The organism is Xanthomonas hawaiiensis, assembly GCF_031834635.1.
GTDB classification, from domain to species: Bacteria; Pseudomonadota; Gammaproteobacteria; order Xanthomonadales; family Xanthomonadaceae; genus Xanthomonas_A; species Xanthomonas_A sacchari.
Genome location: NZ_CP115873.1, coordinates 2,074,025 through 2,090,900, shown reverse-complemented (window position 1 = coordinate 2,090,900; position 16,876 = coordinate 2,074,025). Strand labels below are relative to the sequence as shown.

The window sequence follows — 16,876 nt, the reverse complement described above, 5'->3', positions numbered from 1 at the left end:
GTCGCGTCCCGCCGCTCAGCGCGGCTTGGCGCGGCGCCGCCTGGCGTCCTTGGGGTCGATCAGCAGCGGCCTGAGCAGTTCCACGCGGTCGCCTTCCTCCAGCAGCCGCGTCGGTGCGGCGACTTCACCGTAGACCGCGCATGGCATGCCGGGCGTCGCACCCGGCAATGCGGCGGCGGCCAGCGCATCGGCCACGGTCGCGCCCTCCGGCAGGTCCAACCGCTGCGACACGAAGCGCTCCGGCCAGGCCAGCACCACCTCGATCTGCATGGCGGCTAGGCCTGTTCCCGGTCGGCCACGCGCACGAAGTCGTTGACCATGCGATCGGCCAGGCTCTGGAAGCCCAGCGCCAGCGCCGGCCCCAGCAGGCGCGAGGCGGGTTCGAAGTCGAGCATCAGGCTGACCTTGCTGGCATGGTCGTTGAAGCCCTGGAAGGTCCACTGCCCCTGCAGGCGCTTGAACGGGCCGTCGCGCAGCTGCATATCGATGCGATCCGGGCGCTGCAGGCTGTTCTCGGTGGTGAACCAGGTGCGGAACGAACCCAGCCCCAGATCCAGCCGCGCGACCAGGACGCGGTCGTTCTGCTCGAGGATATGGGCCGCATCGCACCAGGCGAACCGGCGCGGATAGGCGGCGACGTCGTTGACCAGATCGAACATGCGCGTTGCGGCGTGTTCGACCAGAGCGCTGCGGCGGATGATAGGCATTCGGGACGGAAGTGGGACCAAGACGTTCGGGAGGCCCCGAATCGGAGACAATAGCAAGATGAGCAAGAAACCCGCCAAGGATAAAGCAAACGGCGCGACGGCCAACAAGACCATCGCCCTGAACAAGCGCGCGCGCCACGAATACCACCTGGAGGACCGCTACGAGGCCGGCTTGGCCCTGCAGGGCTGGGAGGTGAAGTCGATCCGCGCCGGCCGCGCCAACATCGGCGAGAGCTACGCCTTCGTGCGCCAGGGCGAGCTGTTCCTGTTCGGCGCGCAGATCACCCCGTTGATCCAGGCCTCCACCCACGTGGTGGCCGACGACCGCCGCACGCGCAAGCTGCTGCTGCACCGGAACGAGATCGACAAGCTGATCGGCCGTGTCGAGCGCGATGGCTACACCCTCGTGCCCACCGCGATGTACTGGAGCAAGAACAAGATCAAGCTCGAGATCGCGCTGGCCAAGGGCAAGCAGGACCACGACAAGCGCAACGCGGCCAAGGACCGCGATTGGGCCCGCGACAAGCAGCGCATCATGCGCCGGCACAACAAGAATGCCTGAGGGGCCGGGATGATCAGCCATTCGGCTGCTGAAAAGCCTGGGAGTCGGGATTGGGGAGTCGCAACAGCAGATCTCCTGCCCGCCCCGGCTGTCCTGCCCGCCTCGCCTTTCCCGTAGGAGCGGCTTCAGCCGCGACGCGGTGAGGCCGGGATTGGGGATTGGGGAGTCGCAACCGCGTCTCCCATTCCCACAAGCTCAGCCGCAAGTGCGACGCCGCAGCGCCGTGGCACGGCAGCCGCAAGAGCGCACCGCTGTGCATGAATGCCCTTGTGGGAGCGGCTTCAGCCGCGACGCGATGACGCCGGAATCTCGACGTGATTCGGCCGCTCTGGACGCAGAAGACGCGCAGCCCGTTTCATGCCCTCATCCGGAAACATTGGCAGCCCGCCATTGCGGCGAAAGCAGATTCCGCCATGAAAGACGATGCGGCCTCTGAGCCTGTTCCGTCCCTCGATCACCGCCTCACCGCGTCGCGGCTGAAGCCGCTCCCACACGGGAGACCGCCCAATCCAGGAAACCGTCGTTGCGAATCCCTAATCCCTAATCCCAGCCTCACCGCCAAGGCCGCACTAGCGAAGCGCCCGGGCGACCCGGGGAGCCACTGTTGCGACTCCCCACTCCCCGCCCCACTCACGTCCCGCCAAGCATTCGCATCAAGCTGGGCAACCCGCTGCCCTGCATGTAGCGATCGCGCCGCAGATCCAGGCATTGCGCGAGCACCAGTTGCTTGACCCGATCCGGGGCACCGATGAACTCGCGGCGCACCGACAGGAACGCGGCGATCAGCCCGGACACGTGCGCCGCGGCCATGCTGGTGCCGCTCATCTCCACCATCCAGGTGCCGGGATCGGCGACCACGAAACCGTGGTGCGCCGACAGGATCTTCTCGCCCGGCGCGACCAGGTCCGGCTTGTAGCGGCCATCGGCCGTGGGGCCGCGCGAGGAGAAATACGAAATGCCGTAGCTGTGCGGACTGCTCTTGTGGACCGAACCCACCGCCAGCGATTCCTCCAGGTTGGCCGGGTCGCCGATGCTCAGGTCCAGGTTCAGCGGGTAGGCCTCGCCGTCGCCCTGCATCAGCCAGGCCAGGCCGTCGTTGCCGGCCGCGATCACCACCACCACGCCCTGCCGCCACAGCCGGCGCAACTCGTTGCACAGCGGGGTGAAGCCGCAGCCGTAGCTCTCGGCATCGAAGTAGCCGCCCAGGCTCAGGTTGACCCCGTGCACCACCAGTTCGCCGGCGCGCTCGTTGAGTTCGGCGACCTGCTGCACGCCCTTGATGATCCAGGAATCGCGGCCGTTGCCGTCGTCGTCCAGCACCTTCAACCCGTACAGCCGCGCCAGCGGCGCCATGCCGGCGAACTGCAGTGGCGCCGTGGCCGGCACACCCGGTAGCGGCGCCTCGCATTGCCCCGCGATGATGCCGGCCACGTGGGTGCCGTGGCCGTTGCCGTCGAGCGTGTCGAAGCCGGCCTCTCCCGGGCGCAGCGCGCGCGGGCGGCCGCGCTGGGTGCAGTCCCACTGGGCAAGCACGGTCGCCGGTTGCCCGGTCGCGTGGAAGTGCGGATGCGCCGCGGCGATGCCGCTGTCCAGCACCGCCCAGCCGATGCCGCTGCCGAGGGCGCGGTAGGCCACCTGCGCCGCGTCCACCTGGATCGTGCTGCGCGATTGGTAGATCAGCGCGCGCTTGCCCGCATCGCGCCACAGGCGCTTCAGGTTGAGGTCGCGATAGCGCTCGCGCAGGCTCTCGATCTCGAACCGGGTCAGCCGCGCCGACACGTAGCGCTGCATCGTGTCTTCCAGTTCGATCTGCGCATCCAGCGCCTCGCCGTGCAGGCCGGTGGAAGCCTCGGTCAGCGCACGCAACGCGGCGATCAGCTCGTGCTTGCGTTGTGCCGGATCGCCGGCGTCGGACAACCGCTCCAGTTCGATCAGCACCTCGTGGCGATAGTCCGGCGCACGCGCTTCCAACTGGTCGGACAAATCCTTGATCAACACCGGGTGCGCGATCGGCTGATCGAAACCCACGCCCACCGCGCGCCGCACCTCGGCCCGCACGTCGGGAATGGACAGGTAGCCGGCGGCCGAATGCGGGTTGTGCTGCCAATCCGGGTTGATCTTCGACCCGGCGATGTTGTGGAAGCGCCCGCCGGCATCGGCGATGTCGTCGCTGAGATCGGCGTCCAGGGCCACCGGGTCGCGTCGTTCGGCGACGTTGACCCAGCGCGCCACGCAGGGCGGGAACGGCAGCTTCGGCGTTCCGGTCCACTCCTTGAACATGCTGCGCACCACCGGCAGTCCCAGCGGCGAGCCGAGCGTGAGCAACAGCGACACCTCGCAGTCCTGCGGCTGCAGCTCGCGCAGCACGTCGTAGGCGATCAGCGAACCCTGGCTGTGCGCGACGATCACGAATGGGCCGCCACCGGCGCGGATGCGCTGCAGCAGGCTGTCGCGCATCTGCTCGCGTCGCGCCGGCACGAAGAAGAAATCGTGCACGTCCTGCAGCAGCGCCGCGGAGATCAATTTGAGCAGCGCGCGGTTGAACACGTCGATCACGCCCTGCGCATGCACCTCGGCTGTCCCCGCCGCCGATGGCGGCGCCGCCGTCTCCACCTCGTCCAGCACCTGGTGCAGGCGCGCGCGCTCGGCATCGCTGGTGGCCAGGGTGTCGGCGAGCTGGCGCAGATCGGCCAGTTGCGGCGCCACGCCGAGCGCGCTCAGCATGCGTTGCTCGGCCTGGTTCAACACCGGGCCGCGGTCCTGATCCTGGCAATCGCCCGGCTCCGGCGACGGATAGCGTTCCCGATTGACCCAATAGGCCATGCGCGTGCGCTCGCCCATCGCGCGGCCGAACAGCGCGCGATCCCATTGGCAGCGCAACACCTCGGCCGGTGGCTTGTTGCCGATGCCATGGATGTAGACGACCGTGCGCGCCTGCCCCTGCGCCAGCGAGCCTTCGCCGGTGGCCTTGGGTCTCAGCGCGGTGCGCGCCGGCGGCGTCGCGGCGCGCGTCGCCGAGGCAGGCCTGCTGGCGCCGGGAGCCGAGACGTTGGAGCGGGACGCGGTTGCGGGCCTTGCCGGCGCAGTCTCTCCTGCCGGCGTCGTCTTCTGCGCCCGCTTGGCAGCACCTGCGCCGCCTGCTGCCGTCTTGCGCACTGCCGCCCTCGGCTTGGCGGCGGATGGCGCCTGCGCCTTGGCCGGCGCCTTGCCGGGCTTGGAGCTCGAGGACGTGACGGGGGCCTTGGGCGCGCGCCCGCTGCTGCGGCCACGCGGCTGTCTGCTTGCCATTGCGCTGCTCCATGCCTGGGGGAATGCCTGGGGGACGGCGGCGTGACAGGGCCGGCGTCGCAGTGAAGCCAGCTTAAGCGCGGCCCGTCTCAAGACTTGTGACTGCCCTCCCCGATCCCTACACTGTGCAGGTCAGCGTTTGACGTTGTCCCCGGGGGTGCACTGGTTTCGACGGGGGTTGCAAAATCGCTTGGCGCATGCCGAGGGGGCAGCTTTCCTCGTAAATCCAGCCGCAAACTTATAGTTGCCAACGACGACAACTACGCTCTGGCCGCTTAAGGCCTAGCCCCGAAATCGCTTGTGTCCGTGCTCGCGACGTAGGGTCATTATCACGGAATCGCCGGTGGTGGCTGCCTGTCAGCCATTGGCTAAATCAAGCAGGCTGGTCCCGGGATGCGCTTCGCACATCGTGCTGTTCCGGGGCGAGATCCAACGATGAGCTAAGCATGTAGTGCCGGGGATGGAGTGCCTTCGGACGGCGGTTCGATTCCGCCCACCTCCACCAATGAAGAGACCGAGCAGGTCCGAGAAAAGCCGGGAATCCCTGTAAAACACGGGTTTCCGGCTTTTTTTGTGCTCCGAGCAGCACGAGCCAACGCGTGCCAGTCGGCGCGTGGGCGGGGGTACTTCTGGGGGTACGTCGTGGCATCCCGGATCTGGTACCCCCAACCCCTCTCCACCTCACACATCGACGGACAAGGCGACGCGCATGCAGCACGATGTGCCGAGCAGGAGTTGCCCGCGTTGCGGACAACAAAGGCGCCCTACCCGCCAGACGGCTCAGCGCTCCCCTCGCTGGAGCGACAGCCGATGTCGGCGACTCCGCAGCCGAAAACACTTCCAACGACGACCATCCGCTCCTGCGAGACGTGAAGGAGCCATGCCTTCGTCCCGATGTCAGTCCCGGCTCACCCCGCAATGGTCTGCACAGACCCAGAATCGACCCGGATGCCGGCGCCATTGATGAAGCTGGCACGTTCGGAGCAAAGGAATGCGACCGCCGCGGCCACCTCCTCCGGTCGACCGCGCCGCTTGAGCACCATGCCGGGACGCTCTTCGTCCAGGAATGACGACACCGCTTCATCGAAGGTGATGCCCTTCTCCTTCGCGCGCTTGTGCATCATCGCGTCGGTCATCGGGGTATGGATGAAGGCGGGCGAGACCGTATTGACCAGCACGTTGTCGCCGCCGTACGCCTTGGACAGGCCCTTGGCCAGACTCAGAATCCCCGCCTTCGACGCGCAGTACGGCAGTTCGTCCACATAGGGCTGTACGGCGTCCTCGGACGCGAACAGGACGATGCGCCCCCAGCCGTTTCGGCGCATCGCGGGAATCGCTTCGCGGCACATCCGCACCGCGCCCATCAGGTTGATGTCCAGCGTTTCCAGCCACCCCGCATCGCTCACGTCGAGGAAATCGCCGGTCGCGCCGGTGACACCGGCTGCGTTGACGTAGATATCCGGATCGCCCAGTCGCGCCCGGACCTGCGCCCAGAGCTCCGCGACATCGTCCGCACGCGTCACGTCGCCCGCCACGGCGATGACCTCGCCCAGGCCCGACAGCTCGGACAGCGACTCATCGAGCGTGCCGTCCGCACGGTCGGTGATCGCCACGCGTACGCCGGCCTGCAGCAGTTGGCGGGCGGTCTCCTTGCCCATGCCCGAGTCGGCGCCGCTGATCAGCGCAATCCGCTGGTTGATTCCAAGGTCCATGTCGTTTTCCTCGTTGGGTAAAGGGGGAGGCAATCGCCTAGTGGGCGAGAAACCGCTCGGCCGTGCGCAGGCCGAGTGCCATCTGTGTCAGGGCCGGATTGGCCGCCAGTGCGCTGGGAAAGACGGAGTTGTCGCAGACGTAGAGATTGTCGATGTCGAACGCGCGACCGTCCGGATCGACCACGGCCTGCGCGGGATCGCGGCCCATGCGGCAGGTGCCGAGCGTGTGCGCCGAGCGCGCGGCGGCAAAGATGTCATCGGCGCCGGCCGCCTCCCAGATCGCCTGCAGCGTGCGTCTGGCGTGGGCATCGAGCGCCTGTTCGTTCGGGCCGTAGCTGAAGTCGACCCGCGCCTTGCGCAGGCCGAAGGCGTCGCGCTCGTCGGCGAGCGTCAGGCGATTGGCGTCCTGCGGCAGGCATTCGCCATTGATGCCGATGCCGGCCAGGCGGTTGTAGCGCGTCATGGTCTGCACCAGCGCGGCGCCCCAGCGCCCGGCGCCGCGCGCCAGCGTATTGGCGAGGGTCACGGGCTGCACGCCCAGGCTCTGGATCAGATAGCCGCCGGCGAAATCGGCCTGCGCGGGACGCAGCATGTCCTCGCTCATCAACGACGAGGGGTAGCCGCGATTCATGCGCATGTCCATGTCGAACGTGCCCCAGACCTGGGTCGCGACGTGCGCCATGAAATTGCGCCCGACCTGTCCGCTGGAATTGGCCAGTCCGAGATTCAGCAGCAAGCGCGGTGTTTCCACCCCGCCGGCGCACAGGAACAAGGCCGCGCAACGCTGGCGCAGTTCGCGCTCGCCCTGCCGGTAGACCACGCCGGTGACCGCGCCCAGGCCGTTGCGCTCGATGTCGACGACCCGGCAATCGCTGCGCAGGTCCGCACCGTGCGCGCGTGCCAGCGGCAGCCAGGTCGTGTCCACGCTGACCTTGGCGCCGTTGCTGCAACCCTGATGACAGGCACCGCAGTTGTTGCACGCCACCCGCGTGCCCCAGTGCGGCTGTTCGTGCGCGCGGGTGACCAGCGCGGCCGGCGCATCGGCGGCGGTGATGCCGAGGGCACGGCAGCCGTGCTCCATTGCCTCGGCGGGCGCGTTGCGCTGGGCCGGCGGGAACGCATAGCAGCGCTCGCCGTCCCATGGGTAGAGCGCCGGCCCGGACACGCCGATGAAGCGTTCGACGCGCTGGAGATAGGACAGCAGTTCCCGGTGCGGGATCGGCCAGTCCTCGCCCTGCCCGGTCTGCGTGCGCAGTTGCAGATCGCGCGGATCCGGGCGCGGGCAGAACGCGCCCCAGTGCAGCGTCGATCCACCCAGCCCCGTACCGGAGTTGTTCGGGCCGAAGGCCGTCGGCGTCCGCCCGCCGCTGAGGCGCTCTTCCATCCAGTAGATGTCCGTCGCCAGTTCGTCCGCGCGATGCGCGTCCGGGCCGAACGCGGCGCCGGCTTCCAGCACCACCACCGAGACGCCGGCCTGCGCCAGCCGCGCGGCCAACGGTCCGCCGCCGGCACCGCTGCCGACCACGACCGCATCCACCGCCGCAGTCGATGCGGCAGTCATGGATGCGCCGTGGGCAGCAGTTGCCAGGCCTCGCGCCGATTGGCGGCGGTCTCCTGGTAACCGGGGCTGCTTGCGCCCAATCCGCCCACGGCGAACCCGTCGTAGCCCAGGGCGGCCATGGTGACCGGAAGGCTCGTCCAGATCCGCACGGTTTCGGCGCGCACGTCTTCGAACCAGGCCGCGAGCTGTGCCGCGTTCCATCCGCAATCGGAACAATCGCCCGCCTCGCGCAGGGAAATGGCGCGCAACCAGCGCTCCTGGTCCGGTGCGGGCAAGGCGGCGAACCCGCCCGACAACGCGTCCAGCGCATCCAGCCCCATCGGCCAGGCGAGACGGTCGGGCGGCAGGTCGGCGAACCGCCATCCATCGCCCACCCCATTGGCGAGATCGACGTCGATGCGGCGTGCGATATCGCGGGCGTCGCCCGCACCGTCCAGGACGCGCTCGATCACGGCGGCCAGCGTGTCGGACTGGCGCTCGCTCAAGATTCCTTTCGCCGCACGCGACGGCCCGGCATGGCGATGCAGCAGCGTCTTGCGCATCGTCGCGGCGACGCGCTCGGCGTTGAGCAACGCCACGAAGTCGTCGGGCAACCGACGTGCCGCAGTGCCATCGACATGCGCGGCGATCAGCCCCGCGAGTGCCTGCGGTCGCTCGTAGGGAATCAGGTGCGCCGCCTGCGCCACCACGGTGAGGCGCGCATCGCGGTAATGGGGCAGGTTCCAGCGTCGCTGCGCTGCCTCGTCGAGATCGCCGTCCTCGCTGCCTGCGACGATGAGCGCGGGCACCTCGATGCAGCCGGCGCGCGCCGCGCAATCCTCGCGGCTGCCATGGGTGAGCCAGGCGTTCCACGCGCGCGCACTGCTGCGCAGGACGTCGTCGACGGCGCCATCGCGCGGCGGCGTCGGCAACGGCGTCGCGCAGTTGTCGTCGATGAACTGTTCGGCCTGCTGCCGTGTGGGATCTCCGGCGTCGAACCAGGACAGCATGGTCCGCCGCCGGGATTCGTCCATCGGCTCGGGCGCGGGCGGCGATGCCGCCACCAGCACGACCCCGGCCAGGCCGGCGAGCCCGGTCATGCCGTCGCGGGCGCGCGCGGCGGCCAGGGTGGCGATCTTCCCGCCCATGCTGTGGCCCACGACATACCAGCAATCCGGCCTGTCGCGCGCGACTTCGCCTGCGAACCAGTCGACCAGCGCCGTGACATCGGGTCGGTCCAATGCCGGCGCATCGCCGAAGCCGGGAATATCCAATGCGATGCAATCGAAGCGCGCGCCCAGGAGATCGATCACCGAAGACCACTCGCGCCCGCTCGAGCCGAGCGCGTGCAGGAAGTACAGGACCGGTTTTCCCATGGCGCACCTCGATGACGGTCACGCACGATGGAACAGCCCTCGTCCACGCCACGTGCAGGCCAGTGCAGGCGCATGCCGTCTTCACCGGGCCTCCGCAGAAGGGCCACTACCGTCGGGCTGCCCTCCTTTTCGCACTGCCCCCATGCTTCCTCGACACGTCATGCCGGAAACGACGGCGCGCCAGCGCGGCCTCGACGCCTGTTGGCGTGGAGCCTGAGCACGTGCCCACAACAGCCAGGCGGCGCCGCGCGAGCTCCAACAGCGACCGCACCGAGGGCGCACTGCCGATCGAGCACTACGGCGCGCTTGGCGAAGGACGCTCGGTCGCCCTGACCGGGGCGGACGGATCGATCGATTGGTGGTGCGCGCCCAACATGGACAGCGCGCCACTGTTCGACCGGCTGCTGGATGCCGAGCAAGGCGGCTACTTCGTCCTCGCCCCGGACCAGCCGTTCCGCACCGAGCGGCACTATCGGAAAGACAGCAATGTCCTGGTCACCACGTTCACTACCGTCTCCGGACAGGCGACGCTGACCGAATCGCTCAACAGCGGGCATGCGGGGCGACTGCCCTGGTGCGAGCTTGCACGCCGCATCGAGTGCCAGCGCGGAACAATGCGCTTCCGGCTGGAACTGAAATTCAGCCTGCGCGCGCAGAACGCCAGCCCCTACTGCGCGGCGATCGGCCCGCACACCGTGTTCCATGTCGACCGCCTGCTTGGCGTCATGATCCATGACGACAGGCTGAGGTGCGCGTGGTCGGACCACGGCGTTCGCGGCGACATCACCGTCGCGCAGGGACAACGCGCGACGATCGCCCTGGTCGTCGGCGAGGACGAGCCGCTGGTCGCGCCCACCATCGAGGAGATCGACAGCCGCATCGATCTGACCGACAAGGAATGGCGGGCCTGGTCGAAGAACGTGACCTTCCCGCGCGATGGCCGGGATTTCTTCGTGCGCAGCGCGCTTGCGCTCAAGTTGCTGCTCTATTCGCCTTCCGGCGCCATCGCCGCGGCCGCGACGACGTCGCTGCCCGAACGCATCGGCGGCGACAAGAACTTCGATTATCGCTACGCCTGGGTCCGCGATGCCGGCTATACCATCCAGGCGTTTCTCGCCGCGGGACTGGAAGCGGAATCGAAGGCCGCGTTCACCTGGCTGATCCGGCAACTGCGCCAGCATGGCCCGAAAGTCGTGTTCACCCTGGATGGCGGGCTGGTGCCCGACGTCATCGAACTGGAGGCCGCCGGCTATCGCAACACGTTGCCGGTGGTGCGGGGCAATCTCGCCGGCGGGCAGCACCAGCACGGCATCTACGGCGACATCTTCGAGACCGCCTATTGCTTCGTGAGCCGCGGCAACATCCTGGACGCCTCCAGCGCCGAACTGCTGTCCCGGCTCGCCGACCAATGCGCCGATCGCTGGCGCAAGGCCGACTCGGGGATCTGGGAATTGCCCGAACTGCAGCACTACACCATGTCGAAGGTCAGTTGCTGGCAGGCGCTGGCCAGGGCCGTCGAACTGGCCGACCAGGGCCAGCTGCCGACGACGTGCCGCGATCGCTGGGAACGCGAACGCGACAGGATCAAGGACTGGATCGAACTGCATTGCTGGTCGGACGCGCAACAGGCGTTCGTGATGTATCCGGGCAGCGACAAGCTGGATGCGTCGGTGGCGCTGGCCGCGCGCTTCCGCTTCGACGGCAAGGAGCGCCTGTTGGCCACGCTCGACGCGATCGACCGCGCGCTGGGGGCCGGCGTGTTCCATTACCGCTATTCAGGCATGGCGCAGGAAGAAGGGTGTTTCGTCGCCTGCTCTTACTGGATCGCCGAAGCCTATGCGCGCCTGGGACAGAAAGCCAAGGCCAGAAAACGGCTGACCCAGCTCAACGACGCGCTCGATCGCTGCAACGGCCTGTTGAGCGAGATGGTCGATCCGCACTCCGGCGGATTCCTCGGCAACTTTCCGCAAGGACTGAGCCATCTGGCGCAGATCATGGCGATGTCGAGCATCGAGAACACGAAAACCAACCCGGTAAAACTGCAACCACACGCCAAGAAGAGGAAGACGCGATGAACGATCGACTGAAGATGCAGGACCCGCGCGAGCAGTACCCCAAGCCGCCCTTCCCGCCGCAGCCGCAACCGGTGCCGGGCAAGGCCTCGGAGATGGACCCGGTGCCCGACCACGGCGAGACCAGCTATCGCGGATCGGGCAAGCTGGCGGGCCGCCGGGCGCTGGTGACCGGCGGCGACAGCGGCATCGGCCGCGCTGCGGCGATCGCGTTCGCGCGCGAGGGCGCCGATGTGGCCATCTCCTTCCTTGCCGAGGAAGCGTCGGACGCACAGGACGTCATCGCCCTGATCGAGGCCGAAGGACGCAAGGCGATCAGCCTCCCGGGCGACATCACCGATCGGCAGTGGTGCGCGCAATTGGTCGATAAAGCGGTGGCCGGCTTGGGCGGCCTGGACATCCTGGTGATCAACGCGGGCCGGCAGCAATATCGCGAAGAGATCGGCGAAGTGAGCGACGAGGATTTCGACAAGACGCTGAAGACCAATCTCTATGCCATGCACTGGATCTGCCGCGCCGCGGTGCCGCACCTGCCGCCGGGCGCGGCGGTGATCACCACCGCCTCCATCCAGGCGTACGATCCGTCGGCGATCCTGCTCGACTACGCGACCACCAAGGCCGGCATCGTCGCCTACACCAAGGCATTGGCGGCGCAGCTGAGCGAAAAGGGCATCCGGGCGAACGTGGTGGCCCCGGGTCCTTTCTGGACCGCGCTGCAGTCCTCCGGCGGCCAACCGATGGAGGCGGTCACCCAGTTCGGCTCGAAGACCCACTTCAAGCGCCCGGGCCAGCCGGTCGAAATCGCGCCGCTGTACGTGCTGCTCGCCAGCCAGGAAGGCAGCTACCTGACCGGCGAAGTGTTCGGCGCGACCGGCGGTGCCGGCGTCGCCTGACGCCTGACGACAGCGACGCATCGTCCATGCAATGGCGCGCCCAGGCGCGTCATTGCGTGTCCGGTGGGCGATATGCGTCTTCCGGGACGGGGCCGCGAACCAAGGTGCTGTGGCGGACCAGCGCGAGGACCACCGCCACCGCGCATCGTCCTCGACGCGCTGGTACAAAACAGCATCGGCAGGCCAGCGAGCCTGCCGATGCGGGAGAAGGTGGTCCAGCCGCGGATGCCTGCATCCTTGAAGCAGCCCCAGGCATCGCCCCGGCCGCACAGCTGGTAGGCGCATGATGCGTGGGGGTGCGTTACGCCGGCGTCCTCGAGGCGTTGCGGAATGATGTCGGCGGCGTCGTGGCCGTGAGACGAGCGTGACATCCGGCAGCGTGACGTGCGGCAACGCACCGACATGTCCGTCACCCGCGGCCTGTAGGGTGGAATGCCCTTTCCGATCCGAGACCGCCTGCCATGCCCTTGACCCAGGAACAACTGCGCATCCTGCAGGACATCCACGCCACCACACCGGTCAGCGAAGCGGAAGCGAACTGGGCGGTGCGCGAAAATTATGCGGCGCAAGGCGAGGACGGCGATCTCGCGCTGAGCCAGAAAGGGCTGAAGGCCATCGACGGCAGCGACGCATAGCCTGTCCCCTGGCGGGGATATTGCGCTCATCCCCTCGCTGATAACGCGACCGGTGCCGCATGCACGGCAGCGCCGCAGCCTGCTCCGTCGTGGATGCAATCGACCCCGATACGACCGCGGCATGCATGCCCAGGTGCGCGCCAGGCTTCGCCTCTCCATCCTGCGCTGCACGCCACTTCTCACGCGAGGAGAGTTGGGGACAAGGAACAGGCGAGCTTGCTTCAGCAACGCTGCCCCGCTCACCGCGACCAGACACCGCCTGCCGCGTGACGCAGGGCCATCGGCACGACTCCACGCCCCGCGCCAATGTGACGCCTTTGCGGCGCGCCTGGTGTGGGCACTCCCACCTTTCCCGGGTCAGCACGGGATACCCACCACAAAAGAAATCCAGGCATGGAACTTGCCTCTGGCATTGCAACACTCTTCCGCCACTCTGACGTCGCCATGTTCGCCGCCCGCCCCGCTTCACCCGCCCGCCACGACCGTGCGCCGTGCCGGAGCGCTTCTCCGTGAGCGCGGGCCTGACCCTGCGCCGGCACTTCCGGCTCGGCATCATCAAGGTCCTGGGCCCGTCCACGGCGGCGGTGCTGTTGCTGTTCGCCGTCTACCAGATGGCGATCGGCGCGCCGTTGACCGCGCTGGTCGGCACTGCACTGGCCGGATTGGCCGCACTGGCGACCTGGCTGGCGCTGCACCGTGGCGATGGCCGCATGGATCCGTTGCTGTCGCTGAGCTGGCTGCTCGGCAGCGCCCTGGCCTGCCATGCGCTGCGCCATGCCGCGGTGCCGTGGCTGTACCTGGTGATGATGAGCAACTTCTTCGCGGTGACGCGCAATGTCGCGCTGGCCTGCAACGCCACTCTGATCGCGGTACTGCTGGTGGTCACCCCGAGCACGCTGGGCGCCGAGCATTTCTTCTCGATGGTGTCGGTGTCGATGCTGATCACCGGGCTGGGCTACATGCTGGCGATGCGGGTGGAGGGCGATCGCGTGCAACTGGAGCAACTGGCCTCGCACGATTCGCTGACCGGGTTGCCGAACCGGCGCATGCTTGAGCGCAGCCTCTCGCAGCGTGTGGCCGATCCGCGCCGCGCGACCCGTCGGCACGGATTGATCGTGCTCGACATCGACCACTTCAAGGAGGTCAACGACCTCTACGGCCATGCCGAGGGCGACCGGGTGCTGGTCGAACTGGCCACCCTGCTGCGCGCGCAGGTGCGCGCGCCGGACGAGGTGTTCCGGTTCGGCGGCGAGGAGTTCGTGGTGGTGGCGCGGCTGCAGTCGGCGACCGAACTGTCCGCTTTCGCCAGGCGCCTGCACGACGCCGCACGCACCACGCTGCTTGGTCCCAATGGCACGATCACCGTGTCGCTGGGCGCGGCCATGCTCTGCGACGAGGCGCAGTGGCACGACTGGTTCTCGCGTGCCGACACCGCGCTGTACCAGGCCAAGAACAACGGGCGCGACCGCTACGTGATCGCCGAGGACGTGGCGCAGGACTGAGCGGCGGGCAGCGCAGACGGACGCGGCGCGATCTGCCGCGTTGCCCGGCCAGTCTTCGCCCCGGTAGCCGTCACCAGGACGGCGCTAATGGCGGGAAGCTTCCTGTGGGAGTCAACTGTCATGCCGCGCGAAGTGTTGTGCGTTCCGATGGCGCAATGCGTCGGGACTGAAGTCCCTCCCACAGTGCACACGGAGGGTTCGCCGCAAGCGATTGGGAGTCGACTGTCATGCAGCCGCGAAGGGCCACACCGGGAATGCCCGTCGCGGCTGAAGCCGCTCCTACAGGAAACCCCGTACCGGCCTGATGCTGGCAAAAAGCAGATGAAAAGAGGTGCCGAGAAGGCCACGGTGCGTGCAGTCGGCCCGCATCGCGGCCTTCGCGGCCTCCCGCTCAGCGTGCCTGCAGCGCAGACGCCGCCCCCGCGGCGGTCGCGACGTCCCTGTTGCCGGCGTCCGTGCCCGCATCCTGGCCCCAGCCGCCGAGCGCCTTGTACACCCGCACCACGCCGATGTTCACCGCCGCCTCGGCGTCGGCTAGGTCGGCCTCGGCGGTGAGTTGCGTGCGCTGCGCATCGAGCAGGGTCAGGAAATCCTCGGAGCCTTCGCGATAGCGGATCTGCGCCAGCGCCTCGGCACGCTGCGCGGCCTGCGCCTGCTCGGCCACGATCGCCAGCCGCGCCTGTTCGTGGGCGTAGGCGGTCAAGGCGTTCTCGGTGTCCTCCAGCGCGCCGAGCACGGCCTTCTCGTAGTCGGCGGCGGCGCCGTCGGCCTGCGCCTCGCTCGCGCGCAGGCGCGCCCGCACGCTGCCCAGATCGAACGCCGCCCACTGGATCGAGGGCGTCAGCGACCAGGCCTTGCTGCGGCCGTGCAGCAAGGCGCCGGCGTCGCCGGACAAGAAGCCGACGAAGCCGGACAGGCTGATCCGCGGGAACAGGTCGGCGGTGGCCACGCCCACCCGCGCGGTCGCCGCCGCCAGGCGGCGTTCGGCGATGCGCACGTCGGGACGCCGGCGTAGCAACTGCGTGGTGTCGCCCAGCGGCAGGGCCCGCGCATAGGCCGGGGTCGGCTGCGGCGCCAGCAATGCGTCGAGCGTGCCCGGCGGCTTGCCCAGCAGCACCGCCAGCCGGTGCCGCGCCTGTGCGGCGTCGACTTCCAGCAACGGGATGTCGGCCTCGATCGCCTTCAGCCGCGCACGGCTGCTCTGCACGTCCAGCTCGCTGCCCGCGCCCAGCCGCCAACGGGTTTCGGTCAGCCGCTGGGTGTCGCGCAGGTTGTCCAGCGTGGTGCGCGCCAGCGCGATGCGCTTCTGCGTGCCGCGCAGGGCGAAGTAGTTGCGCGCCACCTCCGCGGCCACGGTGACCTGGGCGTCGGCCAGGCCGGCCTGTTCGGCTTCCAGGTTCGCACGCGCGGCTTCGCTGGCACGGCGCTGGCGCCCGAACAGGTCCAGCTCCCAGGCGGCATCGAAGCCGAGCCGGTAGCTCTCGGTGAGCACGCGCGCGCCGCCGGCATCCGCGTCCGGGGCCTTGCCGCGGGTGTAGTCGCCGCCGGCGGTGACGTGCGGCGCCTGGTCCAAGCGCTGCTCGGCGAAAACCGCGCGTGCCTCGTGCACGCGCGCCAGGGCGATGCGCAGGTCCAGGTTGGCGACCAGGCCGTCGTGCACCAGTTGTTCCAGTACCGGATCGTCGAACTGCGCCCACCAGGAGGCGACCGGCGAATCGGTCGCGAACACCGGCGACGCCGTTCCCTGAAGCGTCACCGGCGGCTGCGCCGGTGCGTGGTAGTCGGGGCCGACGCTGGCACAGGCGCTGAGCAGCGCCAGCGCCAGTACGCCGAAAACGGGACGGATCACCATGGCAGCACCTGTCCGACATGGGTGTAGCTGCCGGTCGGGCCGTCGGCGTCGAGCAGCGCCATCATCACGCTGCTGCGCGCGCCGTCGGCCACCTCCAGCTCGCCCTCGCCCGAATTCATGTCGGTCTTCACGTAGCCGGGGTGGATGGTGTTGACCTTGATCGGGGTCTCGCGCAGTTCGTAGGCCAGTTGGACGGTCCAGGCATTCACCGCGCTCTTGGACACGTTGTACGCCGGCACCTTGAAGTCGTAGATCGGCGAGCCCGGCTGGCTGTGCAGCGTCATCGAGCCGAGCAGGCTGGAGACGTTGACGATGCGCGCGGCCGGGGCCTCGCGCAGCAGCGGCAGGAACGCCTGGGTGACGGCGATCAGGCCGAACAGGTTGGTGTCGAAGGTCTCGCGCCAGGTCTCCAGCGACTGCTGCGACACGCTCAGGCGCAGATCGTCGCGCAGGATGCCGGCGTTGTTGACCAGGATGTCCAGCCGCCCATGGCGTGCGCGCACCGTCTCCACCGCGGCGGCGATGCTGGCGGCGTCGGTGACGTCCAGGGTCAGCGGCTCGACCGGCAGGCCTTCGCCCTGCAGTTCCAGCGCCGCGGCGCTGGCGCGGGTCGCGTCGCGCCCGGCCAGCAGGGTGTGCACGCCGGCTTCGGCCAACTGCCGCACGGTGTGCAGGCCGATGCCGCGGGTGGCGCCGGTGACCAGGGCGATCTTGTGTGCTGCGTTCATTGCGAAACT

Annotated in this window: 13 protein-coding genes and 1 other RNA gene; 6 read left to right on the top strand and 8 right to left on the bottom strand. The window is 68.7% G+C overall.

Annotation, left to right across the window (positions count from 1 at the left end; translation table 11 throughout):
- Positions 1 to 15: 15 nt before the first annotated feature.
- Positions 16 to 270, bottom strand: a complete 255-nt coding sequence (locus PG878_RS09095) for an RnfH family protein (protein WP_209031259.1) — start codon at positions 268 to 270, stop codon at positions 16 to 18.
- A gap of 5 nt (positions 271 to 275) precedes the next feature.
- Complete coding sequence (locus PG878_RS09090) at positions 276 to 707, bottom strand: type II toxin-antitoxin system RatA family toxin (RefSeq protein WP_148828116.1); 432 nt, start codon at positions 705 to 707, stop codon at positions 276 to 278.
- A 58-nt stretch (positions 708 to 765) separates the two neighbouring features.
- Between PG878_RS09090 and smpB the strand changes: the two genes are divergently transcribed.
- Positions 766 to 1,269 (top strand): SsrA-binding protein SmpB, encoded by a 504-nt coding sequence (gene smpB, locus PG878_RS09085; protein ID WP_010344270.1) that lies wholly within the window; start codon positions 766 to 768, stop codon positions 1,267 to 1,269.
- 630 nt (positions 1,270 to 1,899) lie between these two features.
- Here the strand turns inward: smpB and PG878_RS09080 are convergent.
- Positions 1,900 to 4,149, bottom strand: coding sequence for a S8 family peptidase (locus tag PG878_RS09080; protein WP_209031457.1), 2,250 nt, complete (start codon positions 4,147 to 4,149; stop codon positions 1,900 to 1,902).
- Positions 4,150 to 4,710: 561 nt separating this feature from the next.
- Between PG878_RS09080 and ssrA the strand changes: the two genes are divergently transcribed.
- Positions 4,711 to 5,062: a transfer-messenger RNA gene (gene ssrA / locus PG878_RS09075) on the top strand.
- Between the two features lie 403 nt (positions 5,063 to 5,465).
- On the opposite strand, the gene PG878_RS09070 is transcribed toward ssrA, so the two are convergent.
- Genes PG878_RS09070 through PG878_RS09060 form a run of 3 tightly spaced genes read right to left on the bottom strand, consistent with a single transcriptional unit; the run spans position 5,466 to position 9,185 of the window.
- Complete coding sequence (locus PG878_RS09070) at positions 5,466 to 6,269, bottom strand: SDR family NAD(P)-dependent oxidoreductase (RefSeq protein ID WP_209031258.1); 804 nt, start codon at positions 6,267 to 6,269, stop codon at positions 5,466 to 5,468.
- Positions 6,270 to 6,306: 37 nt separating this feature from the next.
- Positions 6,307 to 7,830, bottom strand: a complete 1,524-nt coding sequence (locus PG878_RS09065; protein ID WP_209031257.1) for a GMC family oxidoreductase — start codon at positions 7,828 to 7,830, stop codon at positions 6,307 to 6,309.
- Positions 7,827 to 9,185 carry an alpha/beta hydrolase gene (locus tag PG878_RS09060; RefSeq protein ID WP_209031256.1) on the bottom strand — a complete coding sequence of 453 codons (1,359 nt, stop codon included), beginning with the start codon at positions 9,183 to 9,185 and terminating at the stop codon, positions 7,827 to 7,829. The genes PG878_RS09065 and PG878_RS09060 overlap by 4 nt, the downstream gene beginning before the upstream one ends.
- An 11-nt stretch (positions 9,186 to 9,196) precedes the next feature.
- Here PG878_RS09060 and PG878_RS09055 point away from each other — a divergent pair, with 11 nt between their 5' ends.
- From PG878_RS09055 to PG878_RS09040, 4 genes are all read left to right on the top strand, one after another.
- Entirely contained in the window at positions 9,197 to 11,260 is a 2,064-nt protein-coding gene (locus PG878_RS09055) for a glycoside hydrolase family 15 protein (RefSeq protein WP_244672608.1), read from the top strand.
- On the top strand, positions 11,257 to 12,150 hold the full coding sequence (locus PG878_RS09050) for an SDR family oxidoreductase (RefSeq protein WP_209031255.1): 894 nt from the start codon (positions 11,257 to 11,259) through the stop codon (positions 12,148 to 12,150). The genes PG878_RS09055 and PG878_RS09050 overlap by 4 nt, the downstream gene beginning before the upstream one ends.
- A 461-nt stretch (positions 12,151 to 12,611) precedes the next feature.
- The gene (locus tag PG878_RS09045) at positions 12,612 to 12,785 is read left to right on the top strand and encodes a hypothetical protein (RefSeq protein ID WP_209031254.1); all 174 of its coding nucleotides are present in this window, start codon (positions 12,612 to 12,614) and stop codon (positions 12,783 to 12,785) included.
- Positions 12,786 to 13,294: 509 nt separating this feature from the next.
- Positions 13,295 to 14,287 (top strand): GGDEF domain-containing protein, encoded by a 993-nt coding sequence (locus PG878_RS09040; RefSeq protein WP_209031253.1) that lies wholly within the window; start codon positions 13,295 to 13,297, stop codon positions 14,285 to 14,287.
- Positions 14,288 to 14,678: 391 nt separating this feature from the next.
- Here PG878_RS09040 and PG878_RS09035 read toward each other — a convergent pair whose 3' ends face one another.
- Both PG878_RS09035 and PG878_RS09030 read right to left on the bottom strand, forming a co-directional pair.
- Entirely contained in the window at positions 14,679 to 16,139 is a 1,461-nt protein-coding gene (locus PG878_RS09035) for an efflux transporter outer membrane subunit (protein ID WP_209031252.1), read from the bottom strand.
- Positions 16,133 to 16,867, bottom strand: coding sequence for an SDR family oxidoreductase (locus PG878_RS09030; RefSeq protein ID WP_209031251.1), 735 nt, complete (start codon positions 16,865 to 16,867; stop codon positions 16,133 to 16,135). Before PG878_RS09030 ends, PG878_RS09035 begins: the two co-directional genes overlap by 7 nt.
- Between the last annotated feature and the right edge of the window lie 9 nt (positions 16,868 to 16,876).

Bases quoted from the DNA above. Each gene is read 5' to 3' on its own strand.
- PG878_RS09090 (WP_148828116.1), bottom strand. From the start codon at position 707: ATGCCTATCATCCGCCGCAGCGCTCTGGTCGAACACGCCGCAACGCGC.
- PG878_RS09065 (WP_209031257.1), bottom strand. From the start codon at position 7,830: ATGACTGCCGCATCGACTGCGGCGGTGGATGCGGTCGTGGTCGGCAGC.
- PG878_RS09030 (WP_209031251.1), bottom strand. From the start codon at position 16,867: ATGAACGCAGCACACAAGATCGCCCTGGTCACCGGCGCCACCCGCGGC.
- smpB (WP_010344270.1), top strand. From the start codon at position 766: ATGAGCAAGAAACCCGCCAAGGATAAAGCAAACGGCGCGACGGCCAAC.
- PG878_RS09045 (WP_209031254.1), top strand. From the start codon at position 12,612: ATGCCCTTGACCCAGGAACAACTGCGCATCCTGCAGGACATCCACGCC.
- PG878_RS09050 (WP_209031255.1), top strand. From the start codon at position 11,257: ATGAACGATCGACTGAAGATGCAGGACCCGCGCGAGCAGTACCCCAAG.
- PG878_RS09035 (WP_209031252.1), bottom strand. From the start codon at position 16,139: ATGGTGATCCGTCCCGTTTTCGGCGTACTGGCGCTGGCGCTGCTCAGC.
- PG878_RS09095 (WP_209031259.1), bottom strand. From the start codon at position 270: ATGCAGATCGAGGTGGTGCTGGCCTGGCCGGAGCGCTTCGTGTCGCAG.
- PG878_RS09070 (WP_209031258.1), bottom strand. From the start codon at position 6,269: ATGGACCTTGGAATCAACCAGCGGATTGCGCTGATCAGCGGCGCCGAC.
- PG878_RS09055 (WP_244672608.1), top strand. From the start codon at position 9,197: ATGACGGTCACGCACGATGGAACAGCCCTCGTCCACGCCACGTGCAGG.
- PG878_RS09060 (WP_209031256.1), bottom strand. From the start codon at position 9,185: ATGGGAAAACCGGTCCTGTACTTCCTGCACGCGCTCGGCTCGAGCGGG.